The 20,650-nt window shown below is 70.8% G+C and carries 17 protein-coding genes; 7 read left to right on the top strand and 10 right to left on the bottom strand.

Features of this window, described 5'->3' with window-relative positions:
* Positions 1-2: 2 nt before the first annotated feature.
* Complete coding sequence (locus HOV77_RS05445) at positions 3-674, top strand: response regulator transcription factor (protein WP_290858323.1); 672 nt, start codon at positions 3-5, stop codon at positions 672-674.
* Between the two features lie 2 nt (positions 675-676).
* Here HOV77_RS05445 and HOV77_RS05440 read toward each other — a convergent pair whose 3' ends face one another.
* The 4 genes from HOV77_RS05440 to HOV77_RS05425 form a co-directional block, all read right to left on the bottom strand.
* Entirely contained in the window at positions 677-1,714 is a 1,038-nt protein-coding gene (locus HOV77_RS05440) for an alpha/beta hydrolase-fold protein (protein WP_290858321.1), read from the bottom strand.
* 99 nt (positions 1,715-1,813) lie between these two features.
* Positions 1,814-2,689: a hypothetical protein gene (locus HOV77_RS05435; RefSeq protein ID WP_290858319.1), complete on the bottom strand. Its 876-nt coding sequence runs from the start codon at positions 2,687-2,689 to the stop codon at positions 1,814-1,816.
* Positions 2,680-4,452: a phosphatidylglycerol lysyltransferase domain-containing protein gene (locus HOV77_RS05430; protein ID WP_290858314.1), complete on the bottom strand. Its 1,773-nt coding sequence runs from the start codon at positions 4,450-4,452 to the stop codon at positions 2,680-2,682. The genes HOV77_RS05435 and HOV77_RS05430 overlap by 10 nt, the downstream gene beginning before the upstream one ends.
* Before the next feature lie 47 nt (positions 4,453-4,499).
* The gene (locus tag HOV77_RS05425; RefSeq protein ID WP_290858309.1) at positions 4,500-4,892 is read right to left on the bottom strand and encodes an ATP-binding protein; all 393 of its coding nucleotides are present in this window, start codon (positions 4,890-4,892) and stop codon (positions 4,500-4,502) included.
* A gap of 130 nt (positions 4,893-5,022) precedes the next feature.
* On the opposite strand from HOV77_RS05425, the gene HOV77_RS05420 reads away from it, so the two are divergent.
* Positions 5,023-5,745, top strand: a complete 723-nt coding sequence (locus tag HOV77_RS05420; RefSeq protein ID WP_290858307.1) for a polysaccharide deacetylase family protein — start codon at positions 5,023-5,025, stop codon at positions 5,743-5,745.
* A gap of 234 nt (positions 5,746-5,979) precedes the next feature.
* Positions 5,980-11,427: a carboxyl transferase domain-containing protein gene (locus HOV77_RS05415; RefSeq protein ID WP_290858305.1), complete on the top strand. Its 5,448-nt coding sequence runs from the start codon at positions 5,980-5,982 to the stop codon at positions 11,425-11,427.
* 153 nt (positions 11,428-11,580) lie between these two features.
* Here the strand turns inward: HOV77_RS05415 and HOV77_RS05410 are convergent, their stop codons facing one another.
* Entirely contained in the window at positions 11,581-12,246 is a 666-nt protein-coding gene (locus HOV77_RS05410) for a response regulator transcription factor (RefSeq protein WP_290858302.1), read from the bottom strand.
* Complete coding sequence (locus HOV77_RS05405) at positions 12,243-13,388, bottom strand: sensor histidine kinase (protein ID WP_290858300.1); 1,146 nt, start codon at positions 13,386-13,388, stop codon at positions 12,243-12,245. Before HOV77_RS05405 ends, HOV77_RS05410 begins: the two co-directional genes overlap by 4 nt.
* Positions 13,389-13,532: 144 nt before the next feature.
* Here HOV77_RS05405 and HOV77_RS05400 point away from each other — a divergent pair, with 144 nt between their 5' ends.
* The 3 genes from HOV77_RS05400 to HOV77_RS05390 all read left to right on the top strand — a co-directional run bounded on the left by HOV77_RS05400 (position 13,533) and on the right by HOV77_RS05390 (position 16,826).
* Entirely contained in the window at positions 13,533-14,462 is a 930-nt protein-coding gene (locus HOV77_RS05400; RefSeq protein ID WP_290858297.1) for an ATP-binding cassette domain-containing protein, read from the top strand.
* Positions 14,463-14,532: 70 nt separating this feature from the next.
* Entirely contained in the window at positions 14,533-16,047 is a 1,515-nt protein-coding gene (locus tag HOV77_RS05395; RefSeq protein ID WP_290858294.1) for an ABC transporter permease subunit, read from the top strand.
* Complete coding sequence (locus HOV77_RS05390; protein WP_290858288.1) at positions 16,044-16,826, top strand: ABC transporter permease; 783 nt, start codon at positions 16,044-16,046, stop codon at positions 16,824-16,826. The genes HOV77_RS05395 and HOV77_RS05390 overlap by 4 nt, the downstream gene beginning before the upstream one ends.
* A 53-nt stretch (positions 16,827-16,879) precedes the next feature.
* Here the strand turns inward: HOV77_RS05390 and HOV77_RS05385 are convergent, their stop codons facing one another.
* The gene (locus HOV77_RS05385; protein ID WP_290858281.1) at positions 16,880-18,241 is read right to left on the bottom strand and encodes an FAD-binding oxidoreductase; all 1,362 of its coding nucleotides are present in this window, start codon (positions 18,239-18,241) and stop codon (positions 16,880-16,882) included.
* A 99-nt stretch (positions 18,242-18,340) separates the two neighbouring features.
* Between HOV77_RS05385 and HOV77_RS05380 the strand changes: the two genes are divergently transcribed.
* Positions 18,341-18,796: a MarR family transcriptional regulator gene (locus HOV77_RS05380; protein ID WP_290858280.1), complete on the top strand. Its 456-nt coding sequence runs from the start codon at positions 18,341-18,343 to the stop codon at positions 18,794-18,796.
* A gap of 5 nt (positions 18,797-18,801) precedes the next feature.
* Here the strand turns inward: HOV77_RS05380 and HOV77_RS05375 are convergent, their stop codons facing one another.
* Genes HOV77_RS05375 through HOV77_RS05365 form a run of 3 tightly spaced genes read right to left on the bottom strand, consistent with a single transcriptional unit; the run spans position 18,802 to position 20,442 of the window.
* Positions 18,802-19,197, bottom strand: coding sequence for a hypothetical protein (locus HOV77_RS05375; protein WP_290858279.1), 396 nt, complete (start codon positions 19,195-19,197; stop codon positions 18,802-18,804).
* Positions 19,181-19,390 (bottom strand): helix-turn-helix transcriptional regulator, encoded by a 210-nt coding sequence (locus tag HOV77_RS05370; RefSeq protein ID WP_290858276.1) that lies wholly within the window; start codon positions 19,388-19,390, stop codon positions 19,181-19,183. The genes HOV77_RS05375 and HOV77_RS05370 overlap by 17 nt, the downstream gene beginning before the upstream one ends.
* On the bottom strand, positions 19,378-20,442 hold the full coding sequence (locus HOV77_RS05365) for a serine hydrolase domain-containing protein (protein WP_290858274.1): 1,065 nt from the start codon (positions 20,440-20,442) through the stop codon (positions 19,378-19,380). The genes HOV77_RS05370 and HOV77_RS05365 overlap by 13 nt, the downstream gene beginning before the upstream one ends.
* Between the last annotated feature and the right edge of the window lie 208 nt (positions 20,443-20,650).

Raw genomic sequence — 20,650 nt, 5'->3', positions numbered from 1 at the left:
CCGTGCGGCTGCTACTGGTGGAGGACGACACGACGCTCGCCGGGGCGCTGCGGCGGGGACTGCTCGGCGAGGGGTACGCCGTCGACCTCGCCGTCTCCGGGATGGAAGCGCTGTGGGCCGCGCGCGAATTCGCGTACGACTTGATCGTGCTGGACCTGATGATCCCCGGCGCCGACGGGGTGACCGTGACCCGGACGTTGCGGGCGGAGGAGCGCTGGACCCCCATCCTGGTGCTGACCGCGCGCGACGCCGTGGCCGACCGGGTGACCGCGCTCGACGCCGGCGCGGACGATTACCTGGTCAAGCCGGTGGCGCTCGCGGAGCTGTACGCCCGAGCGCGAGCCCTGACCCGGCGCGCGCCCAGCCAGCGACCGGCGGTGCTGGAGCTGGCGGGCGTGGCCCTGGACCCGGCGCGCCGGACGGTGACCCGCGACGGGCAGCCGGTGGCGCTGTCGGCCCGGGAGTTCGCGCTGCTGCACGAGTTGATGCGGCACCCGGACCAGGTGCTGACGCGGACTTACCTGATCGACAAGCTGTGGGACAGCGACCAGCTCACGGGGTCCAATGTGGTCGACGTGTACATCCGGTACCTGCGCGAGAAGGTCGACCGGCCGTTCGCCCGCGACACGATCCAGACCGTACGCGGGGCCGGCTACCGCTTCAGCACGGGCTGAGCTCATTCGGGGCCGGCCAACCACGACGCGAGCCAGTCGAAGGCCGGGGCCGCCATCTGCCGCCACACCTTCCGGCTGTGCCCGCCGACGGGGATCGTCGCGGTCGTCACCCGCAGCGGCGGCCGGGCGGCGTCGGTGAAGCGGCGTAACTGCAGATAGCCGGGCCGATCGTCCTGTGCGGTGGCGATGTAAAGAGCCAGCGGCGGGACGGGAAGCGAGGTGACCCTCCACAGTGGTGAGTTATCGAGCCGGGTCTGCGGCGAACCCCGGTAGAGATCCCCGGTGGTGCGGTCGGTGATCGCGGAGAAGTATCCGGACAGGCTCGCTGCGGCGGCGTACCGGTCGGGGTGGCGCAATGCCAAGTTGACGGCGCAGAAACCGCCGGTCGAGTATCCGATCAACCCCCAACCGGCGGCGTCGGTGCGTACGCGGAACCGGTGCTCGACGGCGGCCGGTACGTCGGTCGTGAGGAAGGTGTCCATCGCGGGCCCGCCGACGGCGTCGACGCACTCGGAGTCCCGTTGGGCGGTCACCGTCTGCGTCGGGAAGACCACGACCATCGGCGGTATGCGATGGGCCGCGATCTCCTGGTCCAGCACCTGCTGCGCCAGCAGCGACCGCAGCCATACCCGGGGACTGCCCGGAAATCCGTCGAGCGCCTCGACCACGGGGAGCTTCCGGGTCTCCTTCGCATACCCGGCTGGGAGGTATGCGTACGCGGGCAGGTCGAGGTGGCTGGCGGTGCCCGTCACGGTGAACGGCACGATCTGGCTGTGCGCGGAGTCGACCGCCTGCTTCGCCGGGATCGCCAGCTGGTTCGAAGCGGTCAGGCCGAGGACGTCGGTCCAGCTTCCGTAGAACTCGAAGGTGCGGTCCACGGTGACGAAGCCCGCCATCGACGCCGTCGCCAGGCAGGCCACCACTGCGATCACCCGCATTGCGATGACGCGTACGCGATCCCAGCCGACCGCCGTCGCGACGGCCACCAGGATCGTCGCCGTGACCGCAGCGAACTGGGTCAGCCGACCGTCCGGCGCCACTCCGCGCCACCTCCTCTCTCTGCGCGATCATGAACTTTCGGACGTGCTCGACCGGAGTGTCGCGTCCACAGCACCATGGTCAGTCCCTCAGCGCCGTGATCAACTAGCGTGGCCGGCGTGAACGCCCGGCCGTGCGGTGGGCGACGGCGAAAGCGGTGTCAGCGCGACGGGCGGAGCGAGTGGAGGCGGAGTCTGCGTACCGGCCCAGCGCAGCGCACTGGACAGGTCAGGCCCCACCCACAACCGCGTACGCACCGCAAAACGTGCTTTGTGGACAGTCACCCCGTCCGTGGGCGACGTGAGAGCGAGCGCGACGAAGCGCTGCTGCGCGGCCTGCCACAGGCTCAGCGCGGCTGGGCCGGAACCCGCGAGCACCCAGCCGTGCCCCAGCACCGGTAACGACGCCGGGAGTTCCCGGGCCAGCCCGGTCGCCAGCACCGGGATCGCAGTCGTCTTGGCCAGCCGGACGAACACCACCGCGACAGGTTCGCCCACAAGCTTGGCCAGCTCGGAGACCGCGTTGGCCGCCGGAAGCGGGGCCGTCGACACGACCACGATCGCCGGGACGGCGGCACCGGCCGGTTGGAAGGACTCCGGCGGGAGATACGCGACCGGTGACCCAGCCAGGCGCCAGTCGCGTTCCCCCGCCGGATGCCAAGGGAACACCAAGCCGTTCTCCCGTCCGGCCGATGCCTGCGCGGCCAGTTGCGGAGTCAGGTGTACGGATTCGGTCGCGGGCAGGCGTACCGGGGTGGTCTCGCCCAGCAGCGACGCCCAGTTGGGGTAGAAGTCGCCGGCCCGGTTGATCGTCAGGCCGACGGCGACGAGCAACAGCGACTCGGCGAGCAGGATGCCGACGATCCGCACCGGCAGCAGAGGTCCGCGCAGTCGCCGCCACAGCAGCACGAGACCGGCGAGTACGGCGACAGTGCCGAGGGCGACGAGGATGGTCAGAAGCAGACTCGTCAGCCCCACGCCGTCACCCGTTCCACGGACGGTGCCGGGGTGGGAGCCGTACGCTGCCGAACCCGAAAATGCGGCACGGTCAGGAAAGCCTCGGCGCGCAACGCGACGAGCCCGATCCGGGGCAGGTCGGCGAGCGCCGGATAGCAGAGGTACCGAGGCAGCCACGTGGGCAGGTATTTGGCGTTCGCTCGGTAGAGCGACTCCAGCTGCCAGTACCGCGAGGCCAGCATCAGGACCTGATACCAAAGACGCAGGACCGGTCCGGCGCCGAGCCGGTCGCCCCGGGCGAACACCGATCGGAGCACGGCGAAGTTGAGTGACACCCGCGCGACGCCGACCGTGGCCGCCTGCCGGAGCAGCGTGACCACCATGTACTCGATCAGCCCGTTGTCGGCCGCGCGGTCGCGGCGCATCACGTCGAGCGACAGCCCGTCCGGGCCCCACGGGACGAATTGGAGCATGCCCCGCAGCCGTCCCTCGACGTCCCGGGCGAGCACCAGCAGGCAGTCGCCATCGGCCGGGTCGCCGACGCGGGACAGGGCCATCGAGAAGCCGCGCTCGACGTCGCCATCGCGTAACTGGTGGCAGGCGCGCCGGGCCTCGGCGAGCACCTCCGGCGGCAGGTCCTTCTGCCGGGCGATCTGGCAGGTGTAGCCGGCCCGTTCGACCCGGCCGACGGCTTGGCGTACCGCCCGCATCGGCCGGCCTTCCAGCGAGAAGCCCGCCACGTCCACCAGTGCCTCGTCACCGAGCTCGATGGCGTTCAACCCCTGTCGTGCGTACGCGAGTCCGGCCCGTTCGCCGCAGCCGAGCACCGCCGGAGTCCACCGGTTGAGCCGGCAGTCCGCGAGCCATGCTTCGATCGCACCCGGCCACGCCTCGGGGTCGCCGATCGGATCGCCCGAGGCGAGGCTGACCCCCCAGATCACCCGGTACGCCACGCCGGCCTTGCCGGTGGCCGACCAGATCACCGACTTGTCCGGCCGCAGTGCGAAGTAGCCTAGCGAGTCCTGGTGCCCGTGCGAGGCGAGCAGCCGTCCGATGCGCTGCACGTCGTCCGGCGTATGCCCCGGGCGGCGGCCGAGCGGGCGCAGCAGCAGCACCAGGGCGACGGCCGCCGCCAGCAGGCCCATCGTCCCCGTGGTCAGCGACACCGCGTCGGCCACCGCCGGGCGGGTGAAGCGCAGCGGCCCGGTCACGCCGACCATCCCCTCCGCCGCGTGCACCACCCACAGTCGCGGCGACTGGCCGGGTTCGAGGGCGTGGGATCGGACCGCGATCTCCGCCACCCCGAACGCCAGGCCCGCCCCACCGAACCCGGCCAGTGCCGCAAGTGCCCGCCACCGGCTGGATCGCCCGGCGGCCGCGCAGTAGTCCCGCCGCCCGCTCAGCAGAGCGGCCAGCAGACCCGCCGAGATGGCGGCCGCGTCCAGATCCAGTCCCTTCAGCACGTTCAGTCCCGCGCTCACCACGGCCAGGGCGACCGCCAGGAACCACGCCTCGCGAGTGCGTCGCCGCAGCCCGACGCTGAGATAGATCAGCAGCAGGCCGACGGCCGCGGTGGCGGCCCGGGCGGTCTGCACCCCGGTCAGGGGCACAACCTCGGTGAGCAGGTGCAGCCGGTATCGGGCCGGCGGCAGCAGAACGGTCAGCAGGTCGACGACGCCGGCGAGGGCGACGAACCGGGCCGTCCAGCGCGCGCTTGAGGGCACACGCGCCGGGGGACGGCGCTCGGCCGTGGACCTTCGCCGGGAGTCGCGGGTATCGGGCACGCTGAAGACTTTGCCCAGAGCTCCATGAGAAGACGATGAGAGTCGCGTCAGTCCGCGACCGGGCAGGGCCGCAACACCGCCCACACGCGCTTGCCGCGGTGATACCGCTGAACGTGCAGCTGGACGGTGAGGTCGGCGATGATGGCCAGCCCGTGCCCGCCGTCGACGGTCGCCGCCCGCCGCCGGGGAACGGCTGACGAGCGGTCCGCCGCACCGATCCAGACCCGCCCGCGGCGCAGTTCGAGGCTCAGCTCGACGCAGCCGTCGGCGTGGATGATCGCATTGGAGACGAGTTCGCTGATCACGACGGCGGCGTCACCGAGCCAATGCTCATCGATGAAGCCCCAGTTCATCAGGACGGGTTTAGCGCCGTGCCGCGCGATCGCGGGGGCACTGTGGTCCAGCGGCAGCCGGAGCTGAGCCGACGTCGCGATCACCATCCCAGCCTCCGTCACGTTCCGTCGCCCTATCCTCGCCGATCGTGAATCCCGCGGCAAGGGCGGGTTCGTCCTCCGAAGTAGACGGCGTGCCGGTCCGGTCACCCCACCCGGTCCGCCTAAGCTCGCGTTCATGCAGCTCACCCGCCGTGCGGCCCTTGCGGCGGGCGCCCTCACGCTCGCGGGGTGCAGCACCGAGGCCCAGCTCACCGCCTCGCCCAGCCCGAGTCCGTCGGCCGCACCGTCCGCCTCCCACTTGCCGTCCGAGGTGGTTCACGGCCCTCGCGACCGCGCCCAAGTCGCGCTCACCTTCCACGGCCAAGGCGATGATCGACTGGTACGCACAACGCTGACCGTGCTGGCGCAGTCGGCCGCGCCGGTGACCGTCCTCGCGGTCGGCAGCTGGCTGGAGCAGTCTCCGGCGTTGGCGCGCGCCATCCTCGACGGTGGTCATGAGCTGGGCAACCACACTTACTCACACGCTGACATCAGCAGCCTCGACGCTGCCGGGCAGTACGCCGAGATCAGCCGCTGCGCCGCCGTGCTCCGGCGGCTGACCGGCTCGGCCGGGCGCTGGTTCCGGCCTTCCCAGGCTCCCCGAGCGACCGCCGCTGTGCAGAAGCAGGCGCAGCGCGCGGGATACCCGACCTGCCTGGCGTACGACGTCGACTCCCTCGACTACACCGATCCGGGTCCGGCCGCGATCGTCGCGAACGTGCTCAACGGCGTACACAATGGATCGATCGTGAGCCTGCACCTCGGCCATCCCGGAACCGTCGAGGCGTTGCCCGAGCTGGTCGCGGCCCTGCGCCGCCGCGGTCTGACCCCGGTGACCGCGACCACCCTCCTGAGCTGACGACCTGCTCAACCGGTACGCACCAGGCACAGGCGCTTGACGGTCTTGGATGCGCGCCGGGGTCGGACTGACCAATCCCACACCTTCTGTTGGAGGATCTCCACAACTTTCGCCGAGACGAGCTGGCGAGTCCAGCGATTCGCTACTGACGAGTAACCACGAAGGTTGACCTAGGGAACTCCACACCCGGGAGGTCCCGTCCATCGGCGTACGCAGCTTTGGGAGGCTTACTCGGTGTTCAGCCGTATCGCCATCGTCAACCGGGGAGAGGCCGCGATGCGGCTCATCCACGCCGTCCGCGAGCTCAACGCCGAGGCCGAGCCGGGCACCCGGCCGATCGAGACCATCGCGCTCTACACCGAGGCCGAGCGCACGGCGACCTTCGTCCGCGAGGCGGACCAGAGCTTCTGCATCGGGCCCGCGTCGGCCCGCCCGTACCTGGACCACGCCGTCCTGGAGCGCGCGCTGATCGAGACGCGCGCCGACGCCGCCTGGGTCGGCTGGGGCTTCGTGGCCGAGGACCCGGCCTTCGCCGAGCTCTGCGAGAAGATCGGGGTCACCTTCATCGGCCCGAGCCCGGAGGCGATGCGCAAACTGGGCGACAAGATCGGCTCGAAGCTGATCGCCGAGGAGGTCGGCGTACCGGTCGCGCCGTGGAGCCGTGGCGCGGTCGAGACGCTGGAAGCGGCCAAGCGCGCGGCGGCCGAGATCGGCTACCCCCTCATGCTCAAGGCGACCGCCGGTGGCGGCGGCCGGGGCATCCGGGTGGTGCGCAGCGACGACGAGCTGGACGACGCGTACGAGCGGACCAGCCTGGAGGCCGAACGCGCCTTCGGCAGCGGCATCGTCTTCCTGGAGCGCCTGGTCACCGGCGCTCGCCACGTCGAGGTGCAGGTCATCGCGGACGGTCAGGGCACCGCTTGGGCGCTCGGCGTACGCGACTGCTCGGTGCAGCGGCGCAACCAGAAGGTGATCGAGGAATCCGCCTCGCCGTTGCTCGCTCCCGAGCAGGTCGCCGAGCTGAAGGGCGCGGCCGAGCGGCTGGCCCTCGCCGTCGAGTATCGGGGTGCGGGGACCGTCGAGTTCCTCTACCACCCCGGCGAGAAGCTGTTCGCCTTCCTCGAGGTCAACACCCGGTTGCAGGTGGAGCACCCGATCACCGAGGCGACCACCGACTTCGACCTGGTCAAGGCGCAGATCCACGTGGCCTCCGGCGGGCGGCTCGGCGAGCGTACGCCGACCGAGATCGGGCACGCCGTCGAAGCCCGGCTGAACGCCGAGGACCCCGATCGCGACTTCGCGCCGTCGCCCGGCCGGATCGAACGGCTGACCCTGCCCGCCGGTCCCGGCGTACGGGTCGACACCGGGGTCAGCGAAGGCGACGTCATCCCGGCCGACTTCGACTCCATGATCGCCAAGATCATCGCGTACGGGCGGACCCGCGACGAGGCGCTGGCGCGGCTGCGCCGGGCGGTCGCCGAGACCACGGTCATCATCGAGGGCGGCGCGACCAACAAGAGCTTCCTGCTCGACCTGCTCGGCGAGCCCGAGGTGATCGACGCCAGCGCCGACACCGGCTGGATCGACCGGGTACGCGCCGAGGGCCGGCTCATGTCGACGCAGCACTCCGGGGTGGCGCTGGCCGCCGCCGCGATCGAGGCGTACGAGGACGAGGCGGCGGTCGAGCGGCAGCGGTTGCTGTCCACCGCACACGGCGGCCGTCCGCAGGTGCAGCACGAGAGTGGCCGCCCGATCGACCTGAAGCTGCGGGGCGCGACCTACCGGGTGACGGTGGCCCAGACCGGGCCGGGCCGGTTCCGCGTCTGCGTCGGAGACGGCGATTCCTCCACTGTGGACGTCGAGCTGGAGCGGTTCGACGAGCACACCGGCCGGATCGTCGTCAACGGCCACCGTTACCGCTTGGTCACCGACACGCACGGGCCGATCCATCTGGTCGAGGTCGACGGCGTCACCCACCGGGTCAGCCACGACGAGGGCGGCGTGCTGCGCTCCCCCGCCCCGGCGCTGGTCGTCGCGACGCCGCTGGCGGTCGGCGACGAGGTCGAGGCGGGCGCGCCCGTGCTCGTCCTGGAGAGCATGAAGATGGAGACGGTGCTGCGAGCGCCGGTCAAGGCACGGGTGAAGGAATGCCTCGTCTCGGTCGGCAGCCAGGTCGAGACCGGAGCGCCGCTGCTGCGACTGGAGCCCATCGGCGACGCCGCCGAGGCCGAAGCCGAATCGGAGGCGGTCGACCTTGACCTGCCGCCGGAGCCGACCGACCGGACCATCGAGGAGCGGGTCACCCGGGGGATCGCCGATCTGACCAGCCTGCTGCTCGGATACGACCTCGATCCGCGCGACGAGCGGCGGGCGCTGTCGAGTTACCTGGCGGCCCGGACCGAGCTGGGCTACCGGCCGCTGCGCCGGGAAGCCGGGCTGCTGCAGGTCTTCGCCGACCTGTCCGAGCTGAGCCGCAACCGGCCGGCCGGGGAGGAGAACAAGGCCGACACCCGGGTGCACAGCCCCCGCGAGTACTTCCACACTTACCTGCAGAGCCTCGACGTCGAGCGGGCCGGGCTGTCCGAGACCTTCCGCACCCGGCTGGGCCGGGCGCTCGCCCACTACGGCATCGACGACTTTGAGCGTACGCCGGAGCTGGAAGACGCCGTCTTCCGGATCTTCCTGGCGCAGCAGCGGGCGTCGGCCGACGTCGCCCTCATCGTCACCTTCCTCCAGCAGTGGCTGACCGAGCCGCTGCCGCCGGAGAACCTGCGCGAGCAGGTCGGCCAGGCGCTGGAACATCTGATCGCGGCCACCCAGCTGCGCTTCCCGGCCGTCGCCGACCTGGCCCGCAGCATCGTCTTCCGCTGGGCCGCCCAGCCGATGCTGCGCCGCAAGCGGGCCGAGGTGTACGCCGACGTCCGCAGCCATCTGCGCTACCTCGACGAGCACCCGGACGCGGCCGACCGCGCCGAGCGCATCGCCAAGATGGTCGCCACCCCGGAGCCCCTCGTACGGCTCCTCGGCCAGCGGATCGGCCGGACCGGCGCCGACCACGGCCCGATGCTGGAGGTGCTGAGCCGCCGCTACTACGGCAGCCGGGGACTGGTCGAAGCGACCTGCACCGATCGGGCGTTCTTCACCGCAGCATACGACCGCGACGGCGAACGGTTCCGGCTGGTGGCGACCGCCACGGACCACGCCGACCTGGCCACGACGCTGGCCGCGGTGGCCGCACTGTCCGACAACGACACTGTGACCGACGTCTACGTCATGTGGGACGACCAGCCCGACGCCGACACGATGGCGGCGAACCTGCGGCAGGCCCTGGACGAGTCCGGTCTGCTCCAGGTCGTCCAGCGGGTCACCATGACCGTCGCCGGGGCGACCGGCGCGGCCATGCACCACCATTTCACCTTCCGCCCGGGGACCGGGGAGGACCTGGTGATCCGCGGGCTGCATCCGCTGATCGCCGAGCGCCTGCAACTGCCGCGTCTGCGGAACTTCACGCTGACCCGGTTGCCGTCGGCCGACGAAGAGGTCTACGTCTTCCACTGCGTCGCGCCGGGCAACCCGGCCGACGAGCGGATCGCGGCGATGGCGCAGGTCCGGGACCTGACCCCGCTACGCGACGGCGAGGGCCGCATCATCGCCCTGCCCGCCGTCGAGGGCGCGCTCGACGCCTGCCTCGACGCCATCCGCAAGGCGCAGGCCCAGCGACCGGCCAAGAAGCGGTTCGACACCAACCGGATCACCCTCTACGTGTGGCCGCCGATCGAGCTGAGCGTCGCCGAGCTCAACGACGTGGCACACCGCGTACTGCCGATCACGGCGGGCGCGGGGCTGGAGGAGGTCCTGTTCATCGGCCGCCAGCGCGACGAGGCGACCGGTGAGCTGATCGAGATCGCCGTCAAGATCTCCTACGACCAGGGTATGCAGATCTCGGCGGCCGAGCCGACCAACGAGCCGATCCAGCCGCTGGACGACTACCGGCAGAAGGTCTTGGCGGCTCGCCGGCGCGGCACGACCTATCCGTACGAACTGACCGACATGCTCGCCGGGCCCGAGGGCACCTTCGTCGAGCACGATCTGGACGACACCGGCACGCTGGTGCCCGTCGACCGGCCGAAGGGGCAGAACAAGTCGGGCATCGTCGCGGGCGTCGTGCGTACGCCGACCGAGCGGTATCCCGAGGGCGTCACCCGGGTGGTCCTGCTCGGCGATCCGACGAAGGCGCTCGGCGCGCTCTCCGAACCCGAGTGCGCCCGGGTCATCGCCGCGCTTGACCTGGCCGAGCGGATGCAGGTGCCGCTCGACTGGTTCGCCCTGTCGGCCGGGGCCCGGATCTCGATGGACTCGGGCACCGAGAACATGGACTGGGTGGCCGCCGCGCTCAAGCGGATCGTCGAGTTCACCCAGGCCGGGCACGAGATCAACATCGTGGTCGCGGGCATCACCGTCGGCGCTCAGCCGTACTGGAACGCCGAGGCGACGATGCTCATGCACACCAAGGGCATCCTCGTGATGACGCCGGACTCGGCGATGGTGCTGACCGGCAAGCAGTCGCTCGACTTCTCCGGCGGCGTCTCGGCCGAGGACAACTTCGGCATCGGCGGCTACGACCGGGTCATGGGCCCGAACGGGCAGGCCCAGTACTGGGCTCCGGACCTCCGCAGCGCGCGGGACGTGCTGATGGCGCACTACGACCACGCGTACGTGGCTCCCGGGGAGACCCGGCCACGGCGGGCGGTCACCAGCGACCCGGCCGACCGCGACGTCTCGGCGTACCCGCACTCGGTGCCGGACAGCGACTTCACGACGGTCGGGGAGATCTTCTCCAAGGAGCACAACCCCGACCGGAAGAAGGCCTTCGACATCCGTACGCTCATGCGGGCCTTGGCCGATCAGGATCACGCCATCCTGGAGCGCTGGGCCGGCATGGCTGACGCCGAGACGGCCGTCGTGCAGGACGTCCACCTGGGCGGCATCCCGGTGACCCTGCTCGGCATCGAGTCCCGTTCGGTGTCACGGCGCGGTTTCCCGCCCACCGACGGCCCCGACACCTACACGGCGGGCACGTTGTTCCCGCAGTCGTCGAAGAAGGCCGCCCGGGCGATCAACGCCGCCAGCGGCAACCGGCCGCTGGTGGTGCTCGCGAACCTGTCCGGGTTCGACGGTTCCCCGGAGTCGATGCGCAAACTCCAGCTGGAGTACGGCGCGGAGATCGGCCGGGCGATCGTCAACTTCCAGGGTCCGATCGTCTTCACCGTCATCTCCCGCTATCACGGCGGAGCGTTCGTGGTCTTCTCCAAGGCGCTCAACCCGTCGATGACGGTGCTCGCGGTGGACGGCTCGTTCGCCTCGGTCATCGGCGGCGCGCCGGCTGCGGCCGTGGTATTCGTCAACGACGTCAACGGGCGTACGGCGAAGGACCCACGGGTGACCGATCTGGAGAAGGCGATCGCGGCCGCCGCCGGAGCCGAGCGGGCCGCGCTGATCAGCCAGCTCGCCGAGGTACGCGCGAGCGTACGCACGGAGAAGCTGAGCGAGGTGGCGGCGGAGTTCGACCGCGTGCACAGCATTCAGCGGGCGGTCGAGGTCGGCTCGGTCGACGCCATCATCCGGCCGGAGGAGCTGCGCCCGCAGATCATCGCCGCCGTCGAACGCGGCCTCGCCGCCTGACCTCCCCGCGCTGCCGCGTTGATCATGAACCTAAGGTCCCACCTGTGCGGCGCGTCGGCCCCCTAGGGTCGTGATCAACAGCGGCGGCGACGCCGCGTTGATCACGACCACGGGGGCGGTGACACGCCGCCGAAGCGGACCTTAGGTTCATGATCAACGCGAATCTCCGGGGACGATGAGGCCGGACTCGTAGGCCAGCACGACGGCCTGGGTCCGGTCGCGCAGACCGAGTTTGGCCAGCACCCGGCTGACATGCGTCTTGACGGTCTCCTCGCCGACGACCAGGCGGGCGGCGATCTCCGGGTTCGACAATCCCTCCGCGATGAGCCGGAGCACCTCCGTCTCCCGGGGAGTCAATGTGGACAGACTCGACGGGGCGGTCGGACGGCGTACGCGCAACCGGGCGAACTCGGCGACGAGCCGGCGGGTCACCGCCGGGGCGAGGAGGGCGTCCCCGGCCGCGACCACGCGGACGGCGTCGAACAGACGCTCGGCGGTCACGTCCTTCAGGAGGAACCCGCTGGCGCCCGCTTCCAGCGCGTCGTAGACGTGTTCGTCCAGGTCGAACGTGGTGAGGATGACGACCCGGCTGTCCCCGGCATCGGCGAGGATGCGGCGGGTCGCCTCGATCCCGTCGACCACCGGCATGCGTACGTCCATCAGGACGACGTCCGGGCGCTGCTCCCGGCAGACCCGGACGGCCTGCGCACCGTCGGCCGCCGCGCCGACCACCGCGAAGTCGGGCTGCGTCGCCAGCAACGCCGCGAACGCCGCCCGCACCACCTCCTGGTCGTCCACGACGACGATGCGCGTTGTCACTGGTCCCCTTTCGCGATCGGCAGGACCGCTTCCACCACGAAACCCCCGGTACGTCCCGGTCCGGCGATCAGCTGCCCGCCGGCCATCGCGGCCCGCTCCAGCATGCCCGCCAGACCGTGCCCCGGCGCGGCGACCGATGGTCCCGGCCCGCTGTCGCGTACCCGGACCAGCAGGGCGTCCGGTCGATAATGCAGCTCCACGTCGACCGCGGCGCCCGCGGCATGCCGCCGGGCATTCGTCAACGCCTCTTGGACTATGCGGTACGCCGTGAGCTCGATCCCCTGATCCAACGGGGCGACCGGGCCGGACACGATGAGCCGGGCGCTCCCCGAGCCGAGGTCGCGTACCTCGTCCAGCAGTTCGGTCAGGTTCTGCAGGGTCGGCTGCGGTCGGCGTACGGGGGTCACCGGCGCGGTTGCGGTGTCCTCGCGCAGTACGCCGAGCAGCCGCCGCATCTCGGTCAGCGCCGTCCGGGCGGTGTCACCGATGGCCACCAGGCGTTTGGCTCCCTCGGGCGGCATACCGGGCGTGGTCAACCGGGCCGCTTCGGCCTGCACGGCGATCAGCGAGATGTGGTGCGCCACGACGTCGTGGAGTTCCCGGGCGATGCGGGCCCGTTCGCCCCGGGCGATGTGTTCGAGCAGCGAATCCTGGACCGCCTGGTTCGCCGCCGCCTGCCGTTGCGCCTCACCCCGAGCCCGGTACGCCGCTCCCCCGGCGACGGTGAGCGCGGTGATCGCGAAGAGGACGACGGCGAGCGTACGCCCACCGGGCCGGTCGGCGGCCACCGGCGTGACGGCGTACGCCGCGAACGGCAGGACGAGCACGAGCCCCGTCCACGGCTCTCGGCGTATCCCTGCATTGAGATAGAGGACGGTGAGTGCCACGAGCCCGGCGGCGGGCGGAAACGCGCCCAGGAACAGGCCGAGCAGGCACGCGGACCCGGAGAGGGCGGCCGCGATGCCGGGCCAGAGCCGGGCGAGCGCGAGCGGCGCGGCCATGGCCAGGGCGGTCAGCGCCGCGAAGCTGGCGACATCCGGATGCTCGCTGGTACGCACGGCGCTCTCGGCGACGGCGGCGACCCCGAGCACGACCGCACCGAGCCACGGCCAGCCCGCCGTCAGATTCGCCGTCCACCTCACGGCAGCCATTCTTACCTGCGGCTGGAGGTAATGTCGTCCTCCTGGCCAGGGGTGCGCGCGTCCCCCACGGGAGGGAGACGTCCATGACAAGACCACGTCAGCGTGTGACGACTTCCGCACACCGCCGGACCTAGCGTCCTCGGCATGGAAACTTCCATCGAGGTACGCGACCTGCGCAAGCGTTATCGCGGCGCGACAGCGGTCGACGGGCTGTCGTTCACGGTCCGAGCCGGCGAGGTGACCGGCTTCATCGGCCCGAACGGAGCCGGCAAGTCCACGACGATGCGGCTCATCCTGGGACTGGACGCGGCCGACGGCGGCACCGCGCGAGTCGGCGGGGCCGACTACCGGACCCTGCGCGCGCCGCTGACCCATGTCGGGGCGCTGCTCGACCCGGGCGCGGTGCACCCGGGCCGGCGTGGCCGTGATCACCTGCTGTGGATGGCGCACAGCAACGGAATCCCCCGCAAACGGGTCGACGAGGTGCTCGACCAGGTCGGCCTGGCGTCGGCGGCCAAACGGCGGGCCGGCACCTATTCCCTGGGTATGCAGCAGCGGCTCGGCATCGCCGCCGCGCTGCTGGGCGACCCGCCCGTGCTGCTGCTCGACGAGCCGGTCAACGGGCTGGACCCGGACGGCATCGTCTGGATCCGGGGACTACTGCGGTCGCTGGCGGCTGAGGGACGAGTCGTGCTCGTCTCCAGTCACCTGATGAGCGAGCTGGAGGACACCGCCGACCATCTGATCATTATCGGACGCGGGAAGCTCGTCGCCGACACCAGCGTCGCCAAGCTGCTCGCCGCCGCGTCGAAGGACCGCGTCGAGGTACGCACGACGCAGCGTACGGAGGCTATGACAGTGCTTGCGAACGCCGGAGCCACCGTGTCGATCACCGGTGCGGACACCGTGATCGTCGAGGGACTCGCGGCGGAGGGGATCGGCGGGCTGCTCACCGAGGGCGGAGTGCCGTTCAGCGAACTGCGGCGGCACCGGGCCACGCTGGAAGAGGCGTACATGGAACTCACCCGCTCGTCGGTGGAGTTCACCGCCGCTCCCGCTGGCGGTGAAGCATGAGCGACCGCAGGTCGATCATCAGCAAGCACAGTCGCACTCATGCGGTCGCCGGCCGTAGGACGGTGATCGCATGAGCGGGTTCGGTGGGCTGCTTCGGGCCGAATGGGTCAAACTGCGGTCGGTCAACCGCTGGCTGCTGACGTTGTTCGGCGCGGCCGTGCTGACCATCGGGATCAGCCTGCTGGGCGCGAACGGGTCCAGCACCGACGTGAACGAGAAGCCGAACTTCGTCATCGGGCCGGCCGGGACCGCCGTCGCCGACGCGTTCGCCTTCGTCCACCAGCCGGTGACCGGCGACGTGACTCTCACGGTCAAGGTCGGCTCGCTCGTGCCTCAGGACGAGCCGGATGAGCGGGACTCGCGCGACGGCAAGATGACGAAGCTGAAGGACCCGTCACCGTGGAAGGGCGCCTTCGCCGGCCTCATGATCAAGGATGGTACGCAGTCCGGCGCGTCCTACGCCGCGGTCTCCGTCTCCTCCGAGAACGGCGTACGCCTCCAGTCCGACTTCCACACCGACATCGCCGGAAAGTCCTCGACCGCCCCGCAATGGCTGCGACTCACCCGCACCGGGAACGTCGTGACGGCGTATCAGTCGGCCGACGGCGGTTCCTGGCAGAAGATCGGCGAGGTCACGCCGGCCCACCTGCCGGCCACCGCCGAGATCGGGTTCTACGTCTCCTCCTCCCCCACGCTGTACGTCTCCCGCGGTGCCGGCGGGTCGTCGGTAGCCGCGCGCACAACCCTGGCGACGGGCACCTTCGACAACGTCACGATGACCGGCGCGACTGCGGCGGCGTGGCAGACCGAGGCGGTCAAACAGCCCCAGGACGACGAGATCCTGCAGAAGAAGGGGATGCCCGAGGTCACCGCGTTCAGCGAGTCCGGCGGCACCTACACCGTCACCGGGATCGGCCGGATCGGGCCGGAGGACGTCGGCGACGATCCGGTCGAGTCCTCGCTGCTCGGCGTCATCGCCGGAATCATGGCGCTGATCGCGGTCGGAGTCCTGTTCGCCACCTCCGAGTACCGGCGCGGCATGATCCGCACCACCTTCGCCGCCGAACCGCGCCGGGGCCGGGTGCTGGCCGCGAAAGCGGTGGTCCTCGGGGGCGTGGCGTTCGTCCTCAGCCTCGTCGGGGTGGTCGCGGGGTATCTCATCGCCCGGCCGGCGTTGCGCAAGAACGGGTTCGCCCCGCCTGCCTTCCCGGACGAGTCCATCACCGACCCCGTGGTGATCCGCGTACTGGTGTTGTCGGCGGCGTTCATGGCGTTGCTCACGGTGTTCGCGATGGCGGTCGGCTTGCTGCTGCGGCACAGCGCGGGGGCGATCACGCTCACGATCGTGCTGGTGATCCTGCCGATCATCGTCGGTTCGATTCTGCCCGGCACGGTGCTGCCGAAGCTGCTCATGTACGCCACTCTCGCCGGGGGCATGGCGACTCAGCGGGCCAAGCCGCCGTCACAGACCCTCGCCGAACCGTGGTCGCTCATCGGGCCGTGGGCCGGCCTCAGCGTGGTCGCGGCGTACACCGCCGTCGCGCTGGGTCTCGCCTGGTGGTCGCTGCGGCGGAGGGACGTGTGAGGACCGTGCGGGCCGAGTGGACGAAGTTGCGGTCGCTGCCCAGCACCGGCTGGCTGCTGCTCGCGGTGGTCGTCGCCACGGCCGCCCTCGGCTTCGCGGTCACCGGCTCACTCGACGCGGATCACTGCCTCAACGAGTGTCACGAGGACCTCACCCGGATGAGCTTGATGGGGGTACGCCTCGGGCAGGCGGCGGTGGCGATCCTGGCCGCCCTCGCCGTCACTTCCGAGTACGCCACCCGCACGATCCGGCCGACGCTGACCGCCACGCCGGGACGTCTCCGGGTGCTGCTGAGCAAGATGACGGTCGTCACCGGGTTGTCGGCGCTGGCCGGGATGGCGGGGGTGGCCGGCTCGCTGCTGGCCGCCCGCGCGGTCCTGCCTCACAAGGGATTCACCCCCGCCAACGGGTACGCCGATCTGTCGTTGTCGGACCACCTGACCCTGCGGGCGTACGCGGGATCGATCCTCTACTTGGGACTGGTCGCGGTGCTCAGCGCCGGGCTCGGGTTCGTCATCCGGGACACCGGCGGCACCGTCGCGGCCGTTCTGATGCTCTTCTACGGCTCGCCGCTGATCGCCATGTTCGTGACGGACGCCAAGTGGCAGCACCGGATTCACCGGTTCTCGCCGATGGACGCCGGTCTGGCTATCACGTCCACAAGGGACTTCGCGGTCACGACGCACATCGGGCCCTGGGCAGGGCTCGGCCTGCTCTCGGCGTACGCCGCCGCGGCGGTGCTCGCCGGAGCGATCCTGTTCCGGCTGCGCGACGCCTGACGTTCTCGACGCGGGCTTGGGGCGGGTGCCATCACCCGCCCCACTGCGCACGCTCAGGCGGGCGGGATGTTGTGGTTGATCCGGAAGAGCTGGTCCGGGTCGTACTTCGCCTTCAGCTCGGCGAGCCGCCGATAGTTCTCCGCCGTGTACGCCCGCCGCACGAGCTCGGGAGCCGAGTCGTGGTCGAAGAGGAATCCCGGCAGCTTCGCCCCGGTGTCCCAGGGCGCCAGCCGGGCCAGCACCTCGTCGCTGACCTGACGGACGGCGTCGGCCCGGTCCGGCGGAGCCGGCATCCGCGACCACAGGTGGAACGCAGCGCCCTGCGTACTGACGGCGTGTGCGCGCCGGGGAGCCCGGTCCAGCGCTCCGCCCAGATGACGGATCTCGACGCCGGGGAAGGGTCCGCCGCTCGACGACGGGTCGATGAGCGCGACGAGTTCGCGTACGGCGTCGTCGTCGAGGTCACGCAGCAAGGCGCTGCGCAGGTGAGCCAGGACGGGGTTCTTGGGGTCCTGATAGATCTCGGTGATCTCCTCGTAGGGAACCTCGGCGGTGGTGTCCTTCTCCGGCCCGAGCTCCCGCAACGGCGTCAGCAGTTCCGCTCCCCGCTCCTGCTCGCCCGCGTAGATGACGCGTACCTGGATCAGGGATCGGCCACGGAACTCGGCGGGCAACTGCGGAGCGTCGGGGAACCGCAGCAACGTCACCGACGACGACATCTCCTCCGGCTGCCGGCGAGTCCACTCCACATAGGAGCCGAGCACGCGGGCGGCGTACGCCGGATCCTCCCCCGCGAAGGTGAGCTCGCCGCCGTAGACGGTGCGCAACGGAACCAGGTCGATCTCGGCGGCGACCACGCAGCCGAAGTTGCTCTTGCCGCCGCGCGCCGCCCAGAACAGGTCCGGCTCCTCCGTCGGCGACACCGTCCGCAGCACTCCGTCGGCGGTGACGACGTCGAGCGACCGGACGTAGTCGGCGGCGAACCCGAAGGTCCGACCGGTCAGCGGCAGCCCGCCGCCGGTCAGGTAACCCATGACGCCGACCTGCGGCGACGAACCCATCAGCGGCGCGAGACCGTGCTCGGCCGCGGCGGCGGCCACCTCGCCCCAGCGCAGGCCCGCCCCGATCCGGGCGGTACGCGCACCGGGGTCGATCGTCAGCTCGCGCAGACCGGCGGTCGCGATGAGGACGGCGTCATCGGCCGGGACAGACTTGCCGTGCCCGGTCGACTGCACGGCGACGGGGCGCCCCGTGTCCACCGCGAACCGGACGGCGGTGGCGACGTCACCCGCGTCGGCCGGCAGCACGACCACGGCGGGCCGATGCGTGACGGTCAGCAGGAACCCGGAGACGGCGTCGGCGAACCCCTCGTCGCCCGGGTAGAGAACGCGTCCGCGAATGTCGTTGTCCAGCATGTCAGCTCTCCCCATCGCTTTCGTTGGCTGCGCCAACGTTGGTACGGCCAACCATATCGGCAATCGTGGGTCTTGCCAACAGTTTGCTAGATTCGCCTGGTGAACCCGGGAGAAGCGACGCCGCGACGGCTCCGAGCGCTGCCGAGCAGGCTGACGAATCAGGCGGCGCTGACGGCCAACCGGATCGTCGACAAGGCGCTGGCCCAGGTCGGCGTACGCCGATATCACTATTCGCTGCTCGCGGCGCTCGACGAGACCGGTCCGACCAGTCAGGCCGAACTCGGCCGCCGCACCGGCATCGACCGCAGCGACATGGTCGCGACCGTCAACGACCTCGCCGACCGGGGACTCGTCCAGCGCGTCCCCGACCCGGAGGACCGGCGGCGCAACATCGTCTCCGTGACCTCGGCCGGCCGGCGGCAACTCGCCCAGCTCGACGAACTGCTGGGCGCGGCGCAGGACGCGTACCTGGCGCCCCTGTCCGCCGCCGACCGGCGTACGCTGATCGACCTGCTGACCCGGGTGACCGACTACCACCGGGACAAGCAGGACTGACCCGGCTAACCGCGTACGCGACCGTGGATGACCGCGACGATGTAGGCGACTCCGGCGATGGCGGCGAGCCAGGTGAACGGTTCGCCGGAGTGCCCGCGTCCGAGTTCGACGAACGCGCCGATCAGCACGGCGACGATGAGGACTCCCCCGGCTGCGGCGCTGGCCCGCAGGTCGATCGCAGTGATGCGTTCGTCCCGCCGGTCGAGCAGATGCCGGACGGTCTCCGACTTACGCCCGGCGAGCAGCACGACGCCGCCGAAGCCGAGCATGATCAGCAGAAGCAGCAGGCCGAGCCCGGGCCGGCCGCCGATCCACGCCGAGATCAGGTACGCAAGCCCGCCCACGACGCAGATCGCCGGGGTCGCCCAATACGTGGTGACGCTCTTACTGCTCCTTGACATGGAACATCTCCTCCACAGTGGTCTCGAAGAAGCGGGCCAGCGCGATCGCCAGCGGCAACGACGGGGTGTACCGGCCCACTTCGATCGAGTTGACGGTCTGGCGGGAAACCCCCATGGCGGAGGCGAGTTCGGCCTGCGAGAGCTGCCGCCGCGTACGCAGCTCCCGGACGTCGTTGCCGGTCAGTTCGAGCACAGCAGCGACCCGATCAAGGATTCCTGGGCGCGCCAGGCCCCTTCGTCGTAGTAGTTCTCGGCCAGCACCACTTGGCGGGAGCCGTCCGGGCTGGTGAACACGTCGGTGATGTAGCCGAAGACCGCGCCGTTGTGGCCCCACACGACACCACACGGCGTCTGCGCCTGGAAAATGCCGAGCCCGTACGCGATTCCGTCGACGTCGGTGGTGGTCAGCATCTGCCGCAACAGCGGCCGGGGCAGCAACGCGCCGCCGAGGAGGGCCCGATAGAACCGGGCGAGGTCGGACAACGTGCTGACCAGCGCACCGGCCGCCCAGGCCGCCGACGGGTTCCACTCCGTGACGTCGACGGGATCGGCTCCGGGCATCGGGGCGTACCCGTGCATCGCGGGCGCGGGCAAGGTCGTGCGCTCCGCCAACGACGTGCCACGCAAGCCGAGGGGCTGACTGATGCGGTGGCGGATCTCGGTGGCCAGCGACCGGCCGGTCACCTTCTCGACGATCATTCCGAGGAGGATGTATCCGGTGTTGGAATAGTGCCCGTCGGTGCCCGCCGGGAACTGCGGCGGCTGGTCGGCGATGAGCCCCACCAGCTCGGCCGGGGACCATTCGCGGTACCAGCTTTGCGGCTCCTCGGCGTACTTCTGGATGACGATTCCGAGGAACTCGGGCACCCCGCTCGTGTGATTGAGCAGCTGGCGGACGGTGATGGTGTCCGCATAGGACAGTACGCCCGGCAGCAGCGTGCCGAGCCGGTCGTCGAGGGCGAGCCGTCGCTCGGCGACCAGCTGCAAGACGACGGTGGCGACGAAGGTCTTCGTGACACTCCCGGCGCGGAAGTGATCCACGGCGTTCGCGGGACGCCCGGTGACCGTGTCCGCCACCCCGGCAGTCGCGGTGCGTACGACATGATCGTCGCGGACCAGGACCATCGCGGCCGGCGCACCGGCGTCGCGGACCGATTGCAGCGCTTGCTCGAGGTCTTTCACGGGGTGAGTCGCGGGCTGGACCGCGATCGCCGCGGTCAGCACCATCGAGAGTAGATTGTGCATGTGTCAAGCATGCTTGACACCCGCGCGAGTGTCAAGCGAGCTTTACATCCGTTAGAGCTGAACGGGCCGGCCCGCCGCGCCCACGAGGCGGCGTTCCATGATCGAGTGAGCGAATACTGTTCTGGGAGGCCGTTCTCGACAGTATTCTGCAACTCGATCTTGGAACGGCGCGATGCGGCCCTGGCGCGGGCGGCCGCTCGGATCAACG

The organism is Hamadaea sp., from assembly GCF_013362815.1.
Lineage (GTDB): Bacteria > Actinomycetota > Actinomycetes > Mycobacteriales > Micromonosporaceae > Hamadaea.
Note: the sequence above shows the minus strand (reverse complement) of the source record. Positions and strands in the feature narration are given on the sequence as shown.